12 protein-coding genes and 1 pseudogene are annotated in these 18,005 nt (G+C 73.2%); 5 read left to right on the top strand and 8 right to left on the bottom strand.

The genetic code is table 11. The features are described 5' to 3' along the window. Positions 1–11: 11 nt before the first annotated feature. From ACFYXU_RS14985 to ACFYXU_RS14955, 7 genes and pseudogenes are all read right to left on the bottom strand, one after another. Entirely contained in the window at positions 12–3,350 is a 3,339-nt protein-coding gene (locus ACFYXU_RS14985; protein ID WP_389407032.1) for a CARDB domain-containing protein, read from the bottom strand. Between the two features lie 260 nt (positions 3,351–3,610). After that, a complete protein-coding gene (locus ACFYXU_RS14980; RefSeq protein WP_329852804.1) occupies positions 3,611–4,621 on the bottom strand; it encodes a LacI family DNA-binding transcriptional regulator in 1,011 nt (336 codons plus the stop codon). Between the two features lie 147 nt (positions 4,622–4,768). Continuing rightward, the gene (locus ACFYXU_RS14975) at positions 4,769–5,965 is read right to left on the bottom strand and encodes an FAD-dependent monooxygenase (protein WP_389406602.1); all 1,197 of its coding nucleotides are present in this window, start codon (positions 5,963–5,965) and stop codon (positions 4,769–4,771) included. A gap of 35 nt (positions 5,966–6,000) precedes the next feature. Beyond that, complete coding sequence (locus tag ACFYXU_RS14970; RefSeq protein ID WP_389406601.1) at positions 6,001–8,895, bottom strand: BTAD domain-containing putative transcriptional regulator; 2,895 nt, start codon at positions 8,893–8,895, stop codon at positions 6,001–6,003. Between the two features lie 83 nt (positions 8,896–8,978). Next, a complete protein-coding gene (corA, locus tag ACFYXU_RS14965; protein ID WP_376514405.1) occupies positions 8,979–10,061 on the bottom strand; it encodes a magnesium/cobalt transporter CorA in 1,083 nt (360 codons plus the stop codon). Positions 10,062–10,299: 238 nt separating this feature from the next. After that, the gene (locus ACFYXU_RS14960; RefSeq protein WP_361405835.1) at positions 10,300–10,719 is read right to left on the bottom strand and encodes a TOBE domain-containing protein; all 420 of its coding nucleotides are present in this window, start codon (positions 10,717–10,719) and stop codon (positions 10,300–10,302) included. Positions 10,720–11,096: 377 nt separating this feature from the next. Continuing rightward, positions 11,097–11,240 (bottom strand): annotated as a pseudogene (locus ACFYXU_RS14955) (deferrochelatase/peroxidase EfeB); the annotation flags it as partial. A gap of 493 nt (positions 11,241–11,733) precedes the next feature. Here ACFYXU_RS14955 and ACFYXU_RS14950 point away from each other — a divergent pair. Then, entirely contained in the window at positions 11,734–12,936 is a 1,203-nt protein-coding gene (locus tag ACFYXU_RS14950) for a methyltransferase domain-containing protein (protein WP_389406600.1), read from the top strand. 159 nt (positions 12,937–13,095) lie between these two features. On the opposite strand, the gene ACFYXU_RS14945 is transcribed toward ACFYXU_RS14950, so the two are convergent. Then, positions 13,096–13,602 (bottom strand): MarR family winged helix-turn-helix transcriptional regulator, encoded by a 507-nt coding sequence (locus ACFYXU_RS14945; protein WP_376514374.1) that lies wholly within the window; start codon positions 13,600–13,602, stop codon positions 13,096–13,098. A gap of 116 nt (positions 13,603–13,718) precedes the next feature. Here ACFYXU_RS14945 and ACFYXU_RS14940 point away from each other — a divergent pair, with 116 nt between their 5' ends. From ACFYXU_RS14940 to ACFYXU_RS14925, 4 genes are all read left to right on the top strand, one after another. Next, a complete protein-coding gene (locus ACFYXU_RS14940) occupies positions 13,719–14,957 on the top strand; it encodes an MFS transporter (RefSeq protein ID WP_389406599.1) in 1,239 nt (412 codons plus the stop codon). Between the two features lie 330 nt (positions 14,958–15,287). Beyond that, positions 15,288–15,950, top strand: coding sequence for a deoxynucleoside kinase (locus tag ACFYXU_RS14935; RefSeq protein WP_361405823.1), 663 nt, complete (start codon positions 15,288–15,290; stop codon positions 15,948–15,950). A 4-nt stretch (positions 15,951–15,954) separates the two neighbouring features. Further along, positions 15,955–17,184, top strand: a complete 1,230-nt coding sequence (locus tag ACFYXU_RS14930; protein WP_389406598.1) for a hypothetical protein — start codon at positions 15,955–15,957, stop codon at positions 17,182–17,184. Then, the gene (locus ACFYXU_RS14925; protein WP_389457937.1) at positions 17,168–17,938 is read left to right on the top strand and encodes a hypothetical protein; all 771 of its coding nucleotides are present in this window, start codon (positions 17,168–17,170) and stop codon (positions 17,936–17,938) included. The genes ACFYXU_RS14930 and ACFYXU_RS14925 overlap by 17 nt, the downstream gene beginning before the upstream one ends. The last annotated feature ends 67 nt before the right edge of the window (positions 17,939–18,005 follow it).

The raw sequence follows: 18,005 nt of genomic DNA, 5'->3' as shown, positions 1-18,005 counted from the left end.
GTCGTCGCAGGTCAGCCGCGGTTCACGACGAACTGCGAGCCGGGTTCGACGAGGACGTCGCCCTCGGCCGTGTTCGCGAAGGTGACCCCGGTCAGGGTGGCACTGCCGCGCGCCCCGCTCATGGCGAGGAGCCCGGAGCCGTTGACCGTGCCGTCGACGCGGACGTTGCTGATCCGGACGTTCGGCATGGACCCGCCGCCCGTCTTGAACTGGATGCCGTCATAGGTCGAGTCGAGGATCTCGGTGTCCCGGATGGTGACGCCGGGGATGTCCTGCCCCTGCGCGAAGAGCGTGATGGCGCCGAACTCCTGGTCCTCGTTCCAGAAGGCGCCGCCCGTGCGGTACAGGGCGTTGCCGGCGATGAGCGTCTGCCCGGTGAAGGGCAGCGGGTCGTGGTCGGTGGCGAGCATGATGCCCGGGTAGTTCATGGTGTCGGCGACCACGTTGTTCTCGATGGTGTTGCCGTAGCCGCCGTAGACGGCGATGCCGTTGGCCCGCCAGGGCAGCTGCACGGTGTTGTTGCGGAAGTGGTTGTCGTGGCCGACGTCCACCGAGGTGTCCTTGACGTACTTGCTGGCCCAGACGGCGAGGGCGTCGTCGCCGGTGTTGCGGAAGGAGGAGTTGTAGACGGTGGAGTTGCGGGTGCCGTTGGCGAAGTTGATGCCGTCGGCGTAGGTGTCGCGGATCCGCATGCCGCTGAACTCCAGGCCGTCGCCCGGCCCCCACAGCTCGGGGATGTTGGAGTAGTCGCGGCCGACCCAGACGCCGACGTTGGCGTGCTCGATCCAGACGTTGCTGATCTTCGTGTTCCGGCCGAAGCGTCCGTTGAGCCCGACGCCGCCCTCGGCGTTGCCGTCGCCGCCCCGGATGGTGCCGGAGCCGAAGATCGCGATGTCGGAGATCTGCGTGTTGTCGTCGATGTCGAAGCCGAAGTTGCCCTCGTGCGGGTGGTTGATGCCGCCCGCGTTCTGCGGCGGGGTCAGCGTGTAGAGCTGCGAGTGCCACATGCCGGCGCCCCGGATGGTGACGTCACGGATGCCGACCTGGTTGTACTGGCCCCGGTTCAGCGGGTCGTCGGTCAGGATCTTCTGCTCCTGCCGCCACTGTCCGGCCGGGATCCAGACGCAGCCGATCTCGCCCTTCTGGTCGGCGGTGACGGCCCGCTGGAGGGCGTCGGTGTCGTCGATGCCGTCGTTGGGCACGGCACCGTACTCGGTGATCGAGACGCAGCCGGACGGCTGCGGCGTGGGCGGCGCCACCTGCTCCAGGTCGATCAGGTCGACCACGTAGAAGGACGCCCGGTCGTCGCTGTCCCGCTGGAGCCGGAAGCGGGTGCCCGGCGGGTAGGACCGGGTGAGCAGGGCGTGCGACTCGTCGAAGAGCCGGCGGGCGTCACCGCCGGGGCGGTTGGTCAGGCCCTCCGGGTCGTCGGTGGTGCCGTACAGCCAGCTGTGCTTGGAGGAGAGGGTCAGCTTCTGCACGAAGACGCCGTCGGCGTAGAGGCTGAGCGTCGCCTCCGCTCCCCCGCCGGCGGCGGCGTCGGGGATCGAGTTGCGGACGGTGAGGGCGTTGGCCTGGTTGACCGAGGTGAACTCGACGTACTGCCCGTTCGCGTCGAGCCGGACGGACCGGCGGCCCGAGGACTCGGTGGCGAAGTTGGTGTGCCCGAAGGTCCGCAGCCGGTCGGCGGTGAGCAGGGTGCCCTGGTAGCGGGCGTCCTCCGCCTCGTACTCGGTGTACGGGACGGCGGCGCCCCGGCCGACGACGAGGGACTTGCTGAAGACGTTGTTGGTCTCGTCGGTCTCGGCGAGGGTGCCGGTGGCGTCGGCGGTGGCGGTCAGGGTGACGCCGCCGGTGGTGGCGGTCCAGGTGCCGGAGATCGCGACGGTCGCGGTCTGGCCGGCGGCGACGGCGCCGGTGGAGCCGTTCAGGGTGGTGGTGCCGGCGGTGAGGCGGGTGACCGTGCCGGCCGGGACGGCGGTGGTCCCCCGGTTGAGGACGGAGACGGTGAAGGAGACGGGCGCGCCGACGGCCGGGGCCGAGGGGTTGGCGGTGATGCCGGTGACCATGAGGTCGGGACCGGGGCTCTGGCCGACGGTCAGCTTCGAGGCGGCGGTGCGGCTGTTGTTGGTGTCGTCGAGCTCCGCGACGGCGTTGGCCGGGTCGGCGGCGGCGGAGACGGTGTACGAGCCGACGGACCGGCGGCCGACGGGGACGGCGACGGTGGCGGAGGACCCGGCCGGGAGGGAGGCGACCTGGGCGGTGCCCGCGACGGCGCCCTCGACGCTGACGTTCAGCGCGGAGGCGGGGGCGGTGGCGGTGCCGGCGTTGCGGACGGTGGCCCGGACGGTGACGTCGTCGGTCTCGCTGGGGGCCGCCGGGGTCCAGGTGAGGTCGGTGACGACGAGGTCGGGAGCGGGGGCCGCGGTGCCGAGGACCTGGAACTCGGCGACCTGGGCGCCGGGGGCGCCGGTGTTGGACTGGAAGGTGAGCCGGACGTCGGCGAAGCGGCCGGAGACGGGGACGGTCACGGTGTTCTGGCCGGACGAGGGGCTGAAGGCGTAGTCGGCGCGCGCCTTGAGGGTGGTGAAGGAGCTGGCGCCGGCGGGGCGGCCCTGGATCTCGAAGGCCTGGGTGCGCGGCCCCCATGCCTGGTCGGGGTTGAGCTTGACGACGACGCCCGCGAGGTCGGCGTCCGCGCCGAGCTTGACGGTGAGGCTCGCGGGAAGACCGGCCGATTCCCAGTAGGTGGCCGTGGAGTCGTCGTTGGCGTTCGCGGCCTGGTAGTTCTGGGTGACCGAGGTCGCCTCGACCGGCTTGCCCCGGGCCAGGTTGGTGCCGCCGACGGGCGGCTCGACGGTGCCGGGCGCGCCGTAGACCTCGACGGCGGAGAGCTGGGCGGCGCTCCAGCCGGTGTTGGCGGTGATCTGGACGCGCAGGTACCGGACCTGGCTGCCGTTCAGGGTGAGGGAGACGGCGTTGGCGGCGGCCGGGTCGAAGCGGCGGGCCTGGGCGGCGGCGAGCGTGCTGAAGGCGCTGCCGTCGGTGGAGCCGAGGACGGAGAGGTTCTCGTCGCGGGCCTCCCAGCCGGTGGGCAGCTTGAGGACGACGCGGTCGACGCGGACGGCCGCGCCGAGGTCGACCTGCGCCCACTGCGGGAAGGCGCCGGCCGGTCCCTCCCAGTAGCTGGCCTGGCTGCCGTCGGTGAGGTGGGCCGCCGGGTAGGCGCCGAGGGCGCCGGAGGCGGTGGCGGGTCTGCCCAGGGCGAGGTCGGGGTCGGCCGCCGCGGCGGCCTGCGCGGGTACGGGCATCAGCCCGAGGGCGACGAGGGCCGCCATCAGCAGCCCCATCGCCAGTCGTCGTCCGTACACAGTGACTCGCAATCTTTTTGAGTGAAACAGTCAATGTTTTGCGATTACTGGGGGCACAGATTTCTCCTGGATGACGAGTCTGTCAACGGAACGGACAAGGAAATGGCAAAGGCACCGCTCCCGGAGCCGTCGGGACGACGGCAGGAAACGGTGCCTTTGCGGAGGAAGCGGGACGGTGCCCTCTAGCGGAGTGTCTTGTCGATCAGGCCGGGCTCGCGGCGTGATCGACAGGACACCCCCTAACGAGCCTGCGGCGGTGCGGTGGAGCCGCGGACCACGAGCTCGGGCTCGAAGAGCAGCTCGCCGGGGTGGGAGTGGACGCCCTGGATCTGGGAGCAGAGCAGGTCCACGGCCGCGCGGCCCATCGCCTCGATGGGCTGGCGGACGGTCGACAGCGGCGGCTCGGTGCAGTTCATGAAGGCGGAGTCGTCGAAGCCGACGACGGAGACGTCCTGGGGGACGCGCAGTCCGCGCCGGCGCGCGGCCCGGATCGCCCCGAGCGCGAGCGGGTCGCTGGCGCAGACGATGCCGGTGACGCCCTGCTCGAGGAGGCCGTTGGCGGCGGCCTGTCCGCCTTCGAGGGAGAAGATCGAGCGCACGATCTGCTCGTCGGGCAGCGGGGTGCCGGCCGCCTCGGCCGCGCCGCGCGCGGCCTGGAGCTTGCGCCCGGAGGGCACGTGGTCGGCGGGGCCCAGGAGCAGCCCGATCTTCTCGTGCCCGAGCGAGGCCAGGTGGCGCCAGGCCTGCTCGACGGCGACGGCGTCGTCGCAGGCCACACAGGGGAAGTCGAGCCCCTCGATCGAGGCGTTGATGAGCACGACGGGGATGTTGCGCTCGGCGAGCTGGTGGTAGTGGTCGTGCGGGGCGTCGGCCTGGGCGAAGAGCCCTCCCGCGAACACCACGCCGGAGACCTGCTGCTGAAGGAGCAGGTCCACGTAGTCGGCCTCGGAGACGCCGCCCTTGGTCTGGGTGCAGAGGACGGGCGTGAGCCCCTGCTGGGCGAGGGCGCCGCCGATGACCTCGGCGAAGGCCGGGAAGATGGGGTTCTGAAGCTCGGGCAGGACGAGTCCGACGAGCCGGGCGCGCTCGCCCCTGAGCTGGGTGGGCCGCTCGTAGCCGAGCACGTCGAGCGCGGTGAGCACCGACTGCCGGGTCGCCTCGGAGACCCCCGGCTTGCCGTTGAGGACACGGCTGACCGTCGCCTCGCTGACCCCCACCTTTTTCGCCACCTGAGCAAGTCGTCGCGTCATACACGCAAGACTAGCGCAAGCATCGCAAGTTACTGACAGCCAGTTGCAGTTCTCGCGCAAACCGGGGCCGGAGGCTGATGTGGGACGGCGGGCCCGCCGTGAGCCGATGGTCACCTCTCCCTCTGGGCGGCATGCGGGAGGCGCCGCTCAGCGCGCGGCGACCGGGCCGTAGTCACGCAGCGTGATGTTCTCCGCCGCCCTGCGGGCGATCCTGGCGGCCATGTTCCTGCCCGGCAGGTAGGGCATGACCTTGTAGTAGCGGTCGAGGAGCGCGGCGGCGGTCCGGCTCCCGGGGATCATGAGCCTGGCGACGCCGTCGCCCATCTTCTGGCAGCCCTCCGCGTACGGCCGCATCTCCCGCTCGTAGCGGGCGAACGCGACCCGGTGGTCACCGCGCGCGGCGGCCAGCTCTCCGGCGAGGACGTACGCGCCGACGAGGGCGAGCCCCGATCCCATGCCGGACAGGGACGAGGGGCAGGAGGCGGCGTCGCCGAGCAGGGCGACGCGGCCGCGCGTCCAGCGGTCCATGCGGACCTGGCCGACCGAGTCGAAGTAGAAGTCGGTGGCGTGGCGCATGTCGTCGAGCAGCCGGTCGCTCTCCCAGCCGCTTCCGGCGAAGTGCTCGGCGAGGACGGCCTGCTGACGGGTGACGTCGCGCCGGTCGAGGTCGAGGAGCGGCGAGCCGAAGTAGAACACGGCCTTGGCCTCGGTGTTGTCGCGCGCGCTGTACATCGCCGCCAGCCTGCCCGCGGTGCGGTGGGCGTGGCCCGTGCGGTCGAGCCCGAGGTGGTTGCCGGTGGTGAAGATCGCGCAGTAGACCCCGAGGTGCTTCACGAAGCGCTCTTCCGGCCCGAAGGCCAGCCGCCGGGTGGTGGAGTGCAGCCCGTCGGCGCCGATCACCAGGTCGAACCGGCGCGGCGCGGCGCGCTCGAAGGTGACGGTCACGCCGTCGGCGTCCTCCTGGAGGGAGGTGACGGAATCCCCGAAGACGTACTCGGTGTGGCGCTCGGTCGCGTCGTACAGGATCCGGGACAGGTCGCCCCGGAGGACCTCCAGGTCACCCGCGAAGAGGTCGGCGGGGAGTTCGGCGACGGGCTTGCCCGCGTGGTTCACGTACGCCATGGAGCCCATGCCGGTGCGGACGCGTTCCAGGTCGGCCAGGATCCCCATGCGGCGGAGGACCGACAGGTGCGCCTCGCCACGGAAGTCGACGGCGTGGCCGCCGTCGCGCAGGGCGGGCGCGCGCTCCACGATCGTCGGGGCGAAACCGTGGCGGTGGAGCCAGTGGGCGAGTGCGGGGCCGGCGACGGAGGCGCCGGAGATGAGGACGCGGGTGTTCTTCATGGGCGACAGCGTCGAGGAGACCGCTCACCGCGGGCTCACCGCGCGCTCACCGCGTCGACGACGGCCGCGGGCAGGCCCAGCATCCGCAGGGACCCCCGGTCGGCGTCACCCAGGACGGCGGTCGCCGCGTCGGCCGCCTCGCGGTAGCGGGCCTCGGCGGTGGCGCGGTCGCCGCGCGCCTCGGCGACGCGGCCGAGTCCGGCGAGGGTGCGCACCCGGTTCCCGGCGCTCCTCACCCAGTGCGGATCGGTCCGTTCCAGTGCCTCGGTGTACAGGCGTTCCGCCTCGGCGGGGTCTCCGGCGAGGCGGGCCATGTCGCCGAGGCCGCGCAGGGCGGCCGCCAGGTACGTGGAGCTGCCGGCGCGCCGGGCGAGGGCCGCGGCCCGGGCGTAGGCGGCGCCGGCGGCCCGCGCGTCGTCGCCGGCGACGTGGTCGCCCCGGTTGACCAGGAGGTCGGCGCTGTCCTCCAGGGCGCCGAGCTGTTCGGTGAGCGCGAGGGCCTCGTCGGTGAGGGCGACGGCCGCCGCACGGTCGCCGGTCGCCCCCGCCAGAGCGGCCAGCGCGTCCAGGGCCAGCGCGCGGCCCCAGCGGTCACCGACCGAGCGGAACCCGTCGACCGCCGCGACGAAGGCCCGTCCGGCCCCCGCGGTGTCGCCCTCGCCGAGAGCCGCGAACCCGGAGACGTACCGGGCGAGGGCCCGCACCCACGGGTCGGGGCAGTCGGCCTGCGAGGACACCAGGACGAACGCGCGCCGCGGGTCGTCCTCGGTGGCGCTCCGCATCATCCACGGCAGCAGCAGCGCCGGGTGGCGGCCCGCCCGGTCACCGGGCCACGCGGCGGCCAGCGCCCGCTCGGCCCGCGCCCGGTGCCGCCGCCACACGGTGGGCCCGTCGGGCCCGGCGGCGGCGAGGAGCACGCAGGCCGCGTACTCCTCGCCGAGACCGGCGGAAGGCAGGTCCCCGAGGGCGTCGAGCAGCGCGGCCGCCTGGGGTGCGACCGAGGCCGGCAGGCCGCGGATCCACAGCCAGGTGGCGGCCGAGGCGAGCAGTTCGAGGAGCGTCTCCCACGCGGCCGAACGCGCCGCCCAGCGCGCGGCCGCCAGGAGGTTGCCGTGCTCGGCGGCCAGCCCGTCCAGCCACTCCAGTTGCTCGTCCCGGCGCAGGTGCGGATCGGCGGTCCTGGCGAGGTCGATCACGAGCCGCGCGTGGGCGTCCCGGACGGCGTCGGCCTCGCCGGCCGCCTCCAGCCGCTCGGCACCGTAGGCGCGGACCGTCTCCAGCATGCGGAGGCGTCCGCCCGCGAACTCCAGGAGCGACTTGTCGACGAGCGATTCGAGCGTCTCGCCGTCGCAGCCGCACACCTGCCGTGCCGCGGCGGCCGTGGCTCCGGCGGCGAAGACGGTGAACCGCTCCGCGGCCCGCCGCTCGGACGCGGAGAGCAGCTCCCAGCTCCAGGCGACCACGGAGCGCAGGGTGCGGTGCCGTTCGTCGGCCGTGCGGTGGCTCCGGGCGGTCGCCATCCCCAGCCGGTCGTCGAGCCGGCCCGCCAGCTCGCGCAGGTCCAGGGTGCGCAGCCGCGCCGCCACGAGCTCGATGGCCAGCGGCAGGTGGTCCAGGGCCGCGCAGACCCTTCGTACGCTGTCGGGATCGGCGGCCGCTCCGCGCCGCACGGCCTCGGCCCGGTCGCTGAACAGCCGTGCGGCGGCGGCGTCGTCGAGGGGCCGGACCTGCCAGAGGCTCTCCCCGATGACGGCCAGCGGCTCCCGGCTGGTCGCCAGGACCCGCAGGCGCGGGCAGGCCGCCAGGAGCCGGACCGCCAGGGCCGCGGCCTCGTCGACGACCTGCTCGCAGTTGTCCAGGACGAGCAGCAGCACCCGGTCGGACAGGGCCGTGACCAGGCGTGCGGTGGGCGTCTGTCCGCCGCCGCCCGGCTGGAGGCCGCTCTCGCGCAGGCCCAGGGCTCCGAGCACCACCCCCGGCAGGTCCGCGCCGTCACGGACGGGGGCGAGCTCCACGAAGCACACCTCGGCGGCAGCGGCGGCGACGGCCGCGACCTCGACCGACAGCCGGGTCTTGCCGACGCCGCCGGGGCCGGTCAGGGTGACGAGTCGCGCCACGCGCAGCAGCCCGGCGATCTCGTCCACCTCCCCTTCCCTTCCGACGAAGGACGTCAGCGGAGCGGGCGGCGCCACGGGCGAGGGGGTCGGATCGACGCTCAGCATCTCCCGGTGGAGCGCGGCCAGTTCGGCCGAGGGATCGGCTCCCAGCTCCTCGGCCAGGTGCCGCCGGGTCCCTTCGAACACCACGAGTGCCTCGGCCTGCCCGCCCTCCGCGCACAGGGCCCGCATCAGCAGTCCGGCCAGCCGTTCCCGCAGCGGATGACGGCCGACCAGTTCGCGCAGCCCGGGGAGGGCCGCCCGGCTCCTGCCGAGCCGCAGCTCCCCCTCGATCCGGTCCTCGATCGCGCCGAGCCGGCCCTCCCTGAGACGGGCCGCGGCGGCCTGGGCCGAAGGGCTTCCGGCGGCGTCGGCCAGGGGCTCGCCCCGCCACAGCCCCAGGGCCTCGTGCAGCAGCGCGACCGCCCGTGCCGCGTCGCCCTCGCCCAGGGCGGTCCGGCCCTCGCCCGCCAGCCGCTCGAAGCGGCAGGCGTCCACGTCGTCCGGCTCCACCGCGGCGCGGTAGCCCGCACCGGCCCGCTCGATGGCCGCCGGGCCCAGGGTCGCCCGCAGCCGCGACACCTGGGCCTGCAACGCGTGCGCGGACACGGCACCGCCGGGGGCGATCTCCTCCGCGAGGCGGTCGGCCGACACCACCTCTCCGGGGCTCGCCAGCAGCAGGGCCAGGAGCGCGCGTCGCGCCGGACCGCCCAGGGGAACCACGGTTCCGTCGTCGTGCCGTGCCAGGGTCTCGCCCAGGATGGAGAACCGCATGCCGCCGATTGTCCCCGAGCGGCGTGCGCGGGAGGCGGGCGAGGTGGGTCCCGCCCGAGGCGTCGCGGGTCCCGCCGACCGGGTCACAGCCAGCCGTTGCGGCGGAAGCCCCGGTGGATGACGAAGCAGGCGACGGCCATGACGCCGAGGACCATGGGGTAGCCGTAGGTCCAGCGCAGCTCGGGCATGTGCTCGAAGTTCATGCCGTAGACCCCGCAGACCATCGTCGGGACGGCGACGATCGCGGCCCACGCCGTGATCTTCCGCATGTCCTCGTTCTGCGCGACCGTCACCTGCGCGAGGTGGGCCTGGAGGATCGAGTCGAGGAGCGTGTCGTACGAGGCGACCTGCTCGGTGACCCGCGCCAGGTGGTCGGCGACGTCACGGAAGTACGCGCGTATCTCGGCCGCGACCATCGGCACCGGTTCGACCGCGAGCCGCTGGAGGGGACGGCCCAGCGGTGCCACGGCCCGCTTGAGTTCGAGGAGTTCGCGCTTGAGCTGGTAGATGCGGCCGACGTCGTCGCGGTGGCCCTGCTCGGAGAAGACGGCGGTCTCGATCGCGTCGAGGTCGTCCTGCACGGCGTCGGCGACGGCGAGGTAGTCGTCGACGACGTGGTCCGCGATCGCGTGCAGGACGGCGGACGGCCCCTTCGCCAGCTGCTCGGGCTCCGATTCCAGGGCCTCGCGCAGCGGGCCGAGCGAACCGTGCCCGCCGTGGCGGATGGTGATCACGAAGTCGGGCCCGGTGAAGGCCATCAGCTCACCGGTGTCCACCACCTCGCTGGACGCGGTGAGCACCTCGTGCTCCACGTAACGCACCGTCTTGAAGACGGAGAACAGCACGTCGTCGTACTGCTCCAGCTTGGGGCGCTGATGAGCGTGGACGGCGTCCTCGACCGCGAGCGGGTGCAGTCCGAAGAGTTCGGCCAGGCCCGCGAACTCCTTCTCCTCCGGCTCGTGCAGACCGATCCACACGAATCCGTCACCGGACCTGCGGACGCGCCGCACGGCCTCCTCGACGGACCGGACGCCGTCCTGGAGCACGCCGTCGCGGTAGACCACGCAGTTCACCACCGAGCTGCCGAGCGGCGACCGTGCCGGGTGACTGAGGTCGACGGTGCGCCGGTAGGTCCGGCGGACGGCGCTGCGCAGGCGGTGGATCATCGACACGGGCGTACTCCTCGCACTCCTTCGGCGGACGGCCGGTCAGTCTGCCAGCACTGCGCGGAGGACCGCATGGCGGTCCGGCACCGGCCCCGGTCTACGGGGGCGGCGGCGCGCACTCGTCGCCGCTGCTCCTTCGGGGTGAGAGGCGTCCGGCATGGCGGGCGGCGCGGGACCGGTACGCGTCGAGGGCCGTACCCCGGGTGGGGGTACGGCCCTCGACGTGTGCCGGGCGTGATCAGGCGGAGGCGAGGGAGATCTCGGTCGACTTGATCAGGGCGACGACGGAGGAACCGGCGTTCAGACCGAGGTCCTCCACCGCGTCCTTGGTGATCGCGGCGGTCAGCTCGCCGCCCGCGACGGAGACCTTCACCGAGCCCATGGCGCCGCCGGTCGACACGTCGGTGACGGAGCCGGTGAGCTGGTTGCGGATCGAGATGCCCTCCACGGGGCCGGTCGCGAGGGCGACCTCGGTGGACTTCACCAGGGCCTTCACCGCGGAACCCTCCGCCAGGCCGAGGTCCTTGACGGCGTCGAGGGTGATCGCGGCGGTGATGTCCTGACCGCCGTCCAGGCGCACCTTCACGGACGCCATGGCCTCGCCCGCGGTGACGGCGGTGACGGTGCCGGGGAGCTGGTTACGAATGGACAGGGTCATGGACAACGCCTCACATAGCCGGAAACCAGCAGTCGTCACTTATGTGACCTGCCTGTGGCCGACGCTACCGGAAAGGGAATTCCGCTTCGTTGCGCACATCGCATCCACCAGCCGAATGGCCCCCTTCTCCTCGCGCATTCCTCCCGGACGTTCCGTAGCGGTTTCCCGTCGGCCGGCATTTCCGGCCGGCCGGCGCCCGAGCGGCCGGGGTTTCGGCCCCCGCACCGCTTCCGCGCCTTCGTTCCGCTTGCCGCAGGCGGGGCGTCACCTTCGTTCCTCCGTTTCTCCGAAACCCCGCAGAAGCTTCCGTCCGACCACGGAAAGCGCCGCAATCGCGGGCCTCTTCCGGTCTTTTCTTCTCGGGTGCGAGTTTCGTGTCAGCCCTCCAGGAGGTGCTGGGCGAGGTATTCCCCCGGACGAATGCCACCGGGTACGGCGAAGACCGCCGACGCCTCGTGCACCAGATATCGGGAGAGCGCGTCCCCGCGGGCCAGGCGCCGCTGGACCGGGACGAACGCGGTGCGGAGGTCCCGCTGGGTCGACGGAGTGGCCGCGGGGGCGGTCGACGGGGTGGTCGGTCCCGTACGGGAGGAGGTACGCCCCCGGCGCCCGGCTCCTCGCCGGACGTGTCGCCGCATCCACATCCGCCCCGGTCCGCGCACACGGCAGAGCCTCCTTGGACGATCCACCGGACCCGCGCGGGCCGCGGGAGTCCGAATTCCGTGGACGCATCCAGTCGATCCGCCGGTGAGGGCCCTGTTGACTGAAACGCATCGGCCCGGCGCGGCGGAGTGGCTCTCACCGCGTCGCACGGCCGTCCAGGAGGACCCCTGCGCACCGCTCGCGGTGTTCGGCGCGCAGGGGGCCCCTGCCCTCGCCCCCGCCCCCTCCGGTGGACCCGGCGCACCCTGTCTCATGACGAGAGACGGCCTGGCATATGCGCACTCAACAGCGCATCCTTACAGCGAATGCCATCGTAAAGGCCCGAGGTGGCTCGAATGCGAGGAGTTCGTCATGGCGGTGGTCGTGGTGCGGGATCCAGCGGTGGACGCTCCCGTCGGCGTGAGCGCCGCCCTCCTCGCAGCGGGACTGGAGGTCCGGCCCGAACCACCCGTGGACCGGGCGCCTCCCACCACCGGTCTGGCGGGCGTCGAGGCCCTCGTCGTCCTGTCCGCACCGCGCTCCGGCGTCGCCCCGGTGCTCGCCCTGCTCCGGGACGCCGTCGCCGCCGAGGTGCCGGTCCTGGCCCTCGGCGCGGGCGCGGGACTGCTCGCCGAGGCGGAGATCCCCACCGCCGACCCGGACGGCACCGGGCCCGGCACACGCCTCGGGCTCACCCTGACCCCGGTGGCCGGAAACGATCCGCTCCTCGCCGGCGTCGGGCCCCTGCCGGAGGTTCCGCTCCCGGGGCGCGCACACCTCCTGGTCGCCGAGCGGGACGGGCGAGATCCCGCCGCGCTCGCCGGCACCGTCGCCCCGGCCGCTCACACGGTGCTCGCGCGGCAGCGGCAGGCGTTCCGCCTCGGGAGCGCCGCGTGGGGCGTGCCCTTCGTGGACGGCGACCGGCCCGGCCCCTGGGGCGAGCTGCTCCTCGGCCGCTTCGCGGCCCTCGCGGCCGCCCGCGCGGCACACACCACGACCCGGGCGCACTTCACCCGGCAGGCCGGTGACTGGGAGGAGCGCTTCGCGTATCAGGCCCCCGCCTATGCCGCCGCCGTCGCGCGGATGCGGCTGGAGGCGGGCGGCAGGGCGCTGGACGTCGGCTGTGGCACCGGCAGGGCGATGCCGGCGCTGCGCGCGCAGGTCGGGCCGTCGGGGCGGGTCGTGGGGGTCGACGTGACTCCGGCGATGCTGGCGTCCGCCGCCCGCCACGCCCGGCACCGGCAGGGTCACCTCCTGGCCGCCGACTGCGACCGGCTCCCGCTGCCCGCCGGGTCCGTGCACGGTGTCTTCTCCGCGGGGCTGATCGACCAGCTGCCCGACCCTCGGGCGACCCTCCTCGAATGGCGCCGCGTCGCCGCCCCGGGCGCCGTCCTGCTGCTGTTCCACCCCTCCGGCCGGGCCGAACGCGCGGCCCGCAACAACCGCCCGCTCGACCCGAACGACCTCCTCGCCGAGGACAACCTCCGCCCCGCCCTGGAGACGACGGGCTGGCGGGTGGACGAGTACGAGGACGCTCCCCACCACGTCCTGGCCCGGGCCGTACTCCGGGGCTGAGGGGGGCGCGGCCGGGCAGGGGCGCGCGGGCGTCGGAGTGACCCAGGCGCCGGGTCGGGCGCCGAGGCGGACCCGGGTCCGGGGGCGGAGGCGCCAGGTCACCCGGCCGCGCTGCCGCTCGGCCCCCGCCCCGCCCCCGCCCTCAGGCGCTCGCCCTCCTCACCCGATCGACGTGTCGCCGAGCGTCTCCAGCACGTGGCGCAGGCCTTCGGCCGCCTTGTCTACCTGGTCGCGGTCCACGTCGGCGAGCAGGTGCGCGTAGTTCGCGAGATGGTCGGCGAAGGCGGCCCGGGTCACCTCGTGCCCGTGCTCGGTGAGGCGGATCTTGATCGTGCGCCGGTCGTCGCCGTCGCGTACGCGCTCGACGAGGCCCTTGGCCTCCATCCTGTCGATGCGGTTGGTGATGGCCCCGGAGGTCACCATCGACGCCTTGATGAAGGCTCCGGCGGTGAGCATGTAGGGAGGGCCGGAGCGCTGGAGCGTGGTGAGCACGTCGAACTCGCCGTGCTCGACGCCGTGCGCGGCGGCCGCCGCCTTGGCGGACCTGTCGACGACCCGGGCCAGCCGCTGGATCCGCCCGAAGAGCTCGACCGGCCAGAGGTCCTCCACCACCTCGGGGCGCTCCTTGGCCCACTGGCCGATGATCGCGTCCACGGCATCGCTCATCGCCGCATTCCTCTCAAGAGACATCTTCTCAACGTTAAGACACTTGACGTTGAGAGAATCGGGCTGCTTTTATCTCAACGTTGAGATTATCAAGGCTGAACGACAGGAGCACGCCGATGTCCGCGCTCGCCCGCCACCTCCCCCGCCCCGCTTCCGGGACACCGGCCCCCGCCGTCCCGGCCCCGCGCCAAGTCCCCGCCGTGTGGCTGGCGTTGCTGGCCACGCCGGTGGCCGCGAGCGCCAACAGCCCCGTCCTGATCCTTCCCGACATGGCCGGCTCGCTCGGCATCCGTACGTCCACGGCCACCTGGCTCGTCACCGTCTTCGCCTGGGCGATGGCCGTCGGCACCCCGCTGATGGCGGGACTGCTGCGGCGCCGCGGCCTGGGCGTCACGCTCCGGCTCGGCGCCGCCCTGCTCGTGGCCGGCACCGCGGTGATCGCCGTGACGCCCTGGCTGCCGCTCGCCATGGCGGGCCGGGCGGCCCAGGCGGCGGGCAGCGCGGGCCTGATCACCGCGGCGATGAGCCTGGCCGGATCCGTCCGCCGCATGGGCGTCATCACCGCGGGCTTCGGGACGCTGGGCGCCGTCGGACCGCTGCTCGGTTCGGCCCTCGCGGACGCGCTCTCCTGGCGTGCCTCCCTCGCCGTCGGAGCCGTCGCCCTCCTGGCCCTGCCCGCGGTCGCGCGCCGCGCCGACCTCTCGGCGCCCCGGGAGAGCACGCCCTTCGACGGCCGGGGCGCCGCCCTGCTCGTCCTGACGGCGACGGCCCTGGTGCTCATCCCCCGCCACCCGCTCCCCGCGGTGGCCGCCTCGCTGGTCACGGCGGCGCTCCTGGCGCTGCACGTGCGGTCCCACCCGACGGGCTTCGTCCCGCTCGCCCTGCTGCGTACCCGGACCTTCGTCCTCTCCGCCCTGCTCGCCTGCACCTTCGCGACCTCGTACTTCACGCTGCTCTTCACCGTCCCGCAGCTGCTGCGCGACCGTACCGACTGGTCGACCTCCACGATCGGCACCGGTCAGCTCGTCGCCCTCCTCGTGGGCTCCGCGCTCTCCATGGCACTGGCGGCCGCCTCGGCCCGGCTGGGCCGGCCGCGCGTCCTGGCCCTGCTGCTCACCGTCGGAGCGCTGGCTCCCCTGACCGCCGCACTGACCCCCTGGGCGCCGCCGCTGCTGCTCGTCGCGGCCCTCGCCGTCTTCACCACGAGCGCGGGCCAGGCCACGCTCGCGGTGTACGCGACCCAGGCGGCGCCGACGGACCAGCGCCCCACGGCGATCGGTCTGTTCAACCTCTGCTACCAGCTGGGCGGCGCCTTCGGCCCGGCGATCGCGGCCCTGATCACGCTGGGCGCCTGACCGGCGGGGCGGCCATCCCTGCCGGACGGGGACCCGGGACCGCCTCTCCCGACGGGGCTCCGGGACCGCCCCGCCGGGGTGAGCCCGGTTCCTCGATCGTCATCTAACATTCATGGCGGTCACGGGGCTACATCCTGTCGCCGCGCGCCGCCGGAACGCGGCCACCGGTCGAGGAGAGCGGACTGGTCCACGGCAGGGTCCCCGTCACCGGGACCCATGACGTCGATCACGACCTCCCTGGGGAATCGCGCGACCACCGACGGGCGTCTCAGTGGTGCGGGAGGCCCGGCCCCCGTCCACGAACAGAAGACCCCCAGGGAGAAGTGAGGTATGCCGGTGATCTGCGTCGGTGGCATGATCGGGATCGGCAAGACGAGCGTGGCCGAGCTGCTCGCCAAGGAGCTGGGCAGCGACGTCTTCTACGAGAGCGTGGACGACAACCCGATCCTTCCGCTCTTCTACTCGGCGAGCCCCGAGGAGATCCAGGCCAAGCGCTATCCCTTCCTGCTCCAGCTCTACTTCCTCCAGACGCGGTTCGCCGCGATCAAGGAGGCGTACAAGCAGGGCGACAACGTGCTCGACCGGTCCATCTACGAGGACTGGTACTTCGCCAAGGTCAACCACGACCTGGGCCGGATCAGCTCCCTCGAGATGCGGGTGTACGAGGGACTGCTGGACGAGATGATGCGCGAGATCGACGGCCTGCCGTACCGCAAGGCGCCCGACCTCATGGTCTACCTCAAGGCGGACTTCGAGACGGTGCTGCACCGCATCGGGCTGCGGGGGCGTGACTTCGAGCAGGACGCGGGCCTCGTCGAGTACTACCGGACCCTGTGGTCGGGCTACGACGACTGGGTCCACCAGCACTACTCGGCCAGCGAGGTGCTCATCGTGGACATGAACCACACCGACATCGTGAACAACCCCGAGGACGCGGCCCGCGTGGCCCAGGAGGTCAAGAACGCCCTGGCGGCGACCCGGCGCGGCGCCTGAGCCGATGGACACGACGGAGCGGACGGAAGCCCGCATCGAGGACGCCGGCAACACCCTGGTCGCGCCGTCGACGCCGGGGGGCGACGATCCGGTCCGGGACTTCTTCGGATCCACGATCGCCCCGGAGGACCTTGCCTCCGGCGCCCACGACCTCACGGGCGGCACGGTCTACCTGTCCGGCGACATCGGCGCGATCGACGGACGCCGACTGGCGACGGCCGCGCGGGTGTTCGTCGTACGGGAGCTCTCCCACGGGTACCGCGAGGACGAGGGCGCGCCGTGGCCCGTCGTCGGGCTCGGCCGGGTCCCCCGCCGTGTGCACGGCGTCGGCGTCCACCACCCCCGGTTCTTCGACCCCGCGGCCGACCACTTCGGGCGGATCCGGGCGGAGCACGCGTTCCAGTCCCTGACCGAGTCCACCAAGCCCGGCACGGCGCATCGGACCGGCATCTACCTGACGCCGGTCGTACGGGACGGTGACGCCCTGCACTTCCGGCTGCTCCGGTGCTCCACCAACCTCTCCGGCCCGACCGAGAACTTCGGCCCGACCGACACGCAGATCGTCGAGGCGCTGAACCGCGAGGCCGCCGCCGTCTTCCGGAACCACGCCCCGCTCAATCACGTGCTCGCGCAGATCTACCACAACACCGTCGCCACGGCGGAGCGCAAGCAGTCCAAGGCGAGGATCGCCTCCCACGCCGACAAGACCAAGGACATGCCCGTCGACGGCGTCATGGCCTTCTGCACCTTCTACGACCGTCTCGACGGCCTCGAACCGCAGGCCGAGGACGTCTTCGACCGGGGCCTGAGGGGGGTCAGCGCGCTGGCCCGGCTCCGCTTCCGCCTCAAGGACGCGACCGCGGAGCTCGACGGGACCGCGCTCCCCGCGCGGTTCACCGTGACGCTCCACCCCGGCTCGGTCTTCTTCATGCCGCTGTCCACCAACCGCCTCTACACGCACGAGATCCGGCCGTCGGCGCTCGACGCGACGGCGCTCCCGACCCGCCTGGGATACGTGGTGCGCTGTTCGAGCGCCGAGGCCGTGCACCGGGACGGGCGGACGTTCCTCAGGACGGCCGGGGGTCCGGTACCGCTGGAGCCGCCCACGGAGGCCGGTCTTGACGAGCTGCGCGGGCTGTACGCGGAGGAGAACAGGACCTCGTCGTCCGTCGACTACGGGGACCGGTTCCGGTTCAGCATGAACACGGGAGACTACGGTGCCCCACGGCTCTGAGAACTGGGACCGGGTCCTCTCCTACGCACTGCCGGCGGAGGAGAACCTCTTCGCGGAGCTGTCCGGGTCGGTGCGCTGGGAGGACGTGGGCAAGGGCCGGCGGGGCACGACGCTCACCAGGGTCGACGAGACCGGCGGGGTGCCCCTCGTCCGCACGACGACGCGGTACGGCGGCCCGGCGCACCGCTTCCGTCCGGTGCACGCACGGCTGGCGGCGCGGATCGAGGAGGCGGCGGGGCTGACGTCCGGCTTCAACCACGCCCTCGTCGAGCGCTACACGAACGCCTGCACCACCATGGGCATGCATTCCGACCAGGCCCTCGATCTGTCCGAGGAGTCGTTCATCGCCGTCTTCTCCTGCTACGAACACCCCGAGGAGAGCCCGCCGAGGAAGCTCGTGCTCGCGTCGAAGGAACCCGGCGCCGAGACGTTCGAGGTCCCGCTCGCGCACCACGGCGTCGTCGTGTTCTCCGTCGCCTCGAACCGGATGCTCCGGCACAAGATCGTCCTGGACGCGCCCGCCACGAGGGCGGACAACACCTGGCTGGGCGTGACCTTCCGTACGTCGAAGACCCTCGTCCGCCACCGCGACGGCCACACGTACCTCCCGGGGGGCGAGCGCCTGGTGGTGGCCGACGAGGAGCAGAGCCACGCGTTCTACCGGCTGAGGCGCCGCGAGAACCACGAGACGGACTTCCACTACCCCCCGCTGACCTGCACCGTCAGCGAGAGCGACCTGCTGCCGCCGGTCTGACCCGCAGCACCCTGGGGCGTCAGTCGCGCGGGGCGTCGCGCGGTCGCACGGAGAAGGCGCGACGCCC

Source organism: Streptomyces sp. NPDC002232, assembly GCF_042890295.1.
Lineage (GTDB): Bacteria > Actinomycetota > Actinomycetes > Streptomycetales > Streptomycetaceae > Streptomyces.
This window is presented reverse-complemented; position numbering and strand designations above follow the sequence as displayed.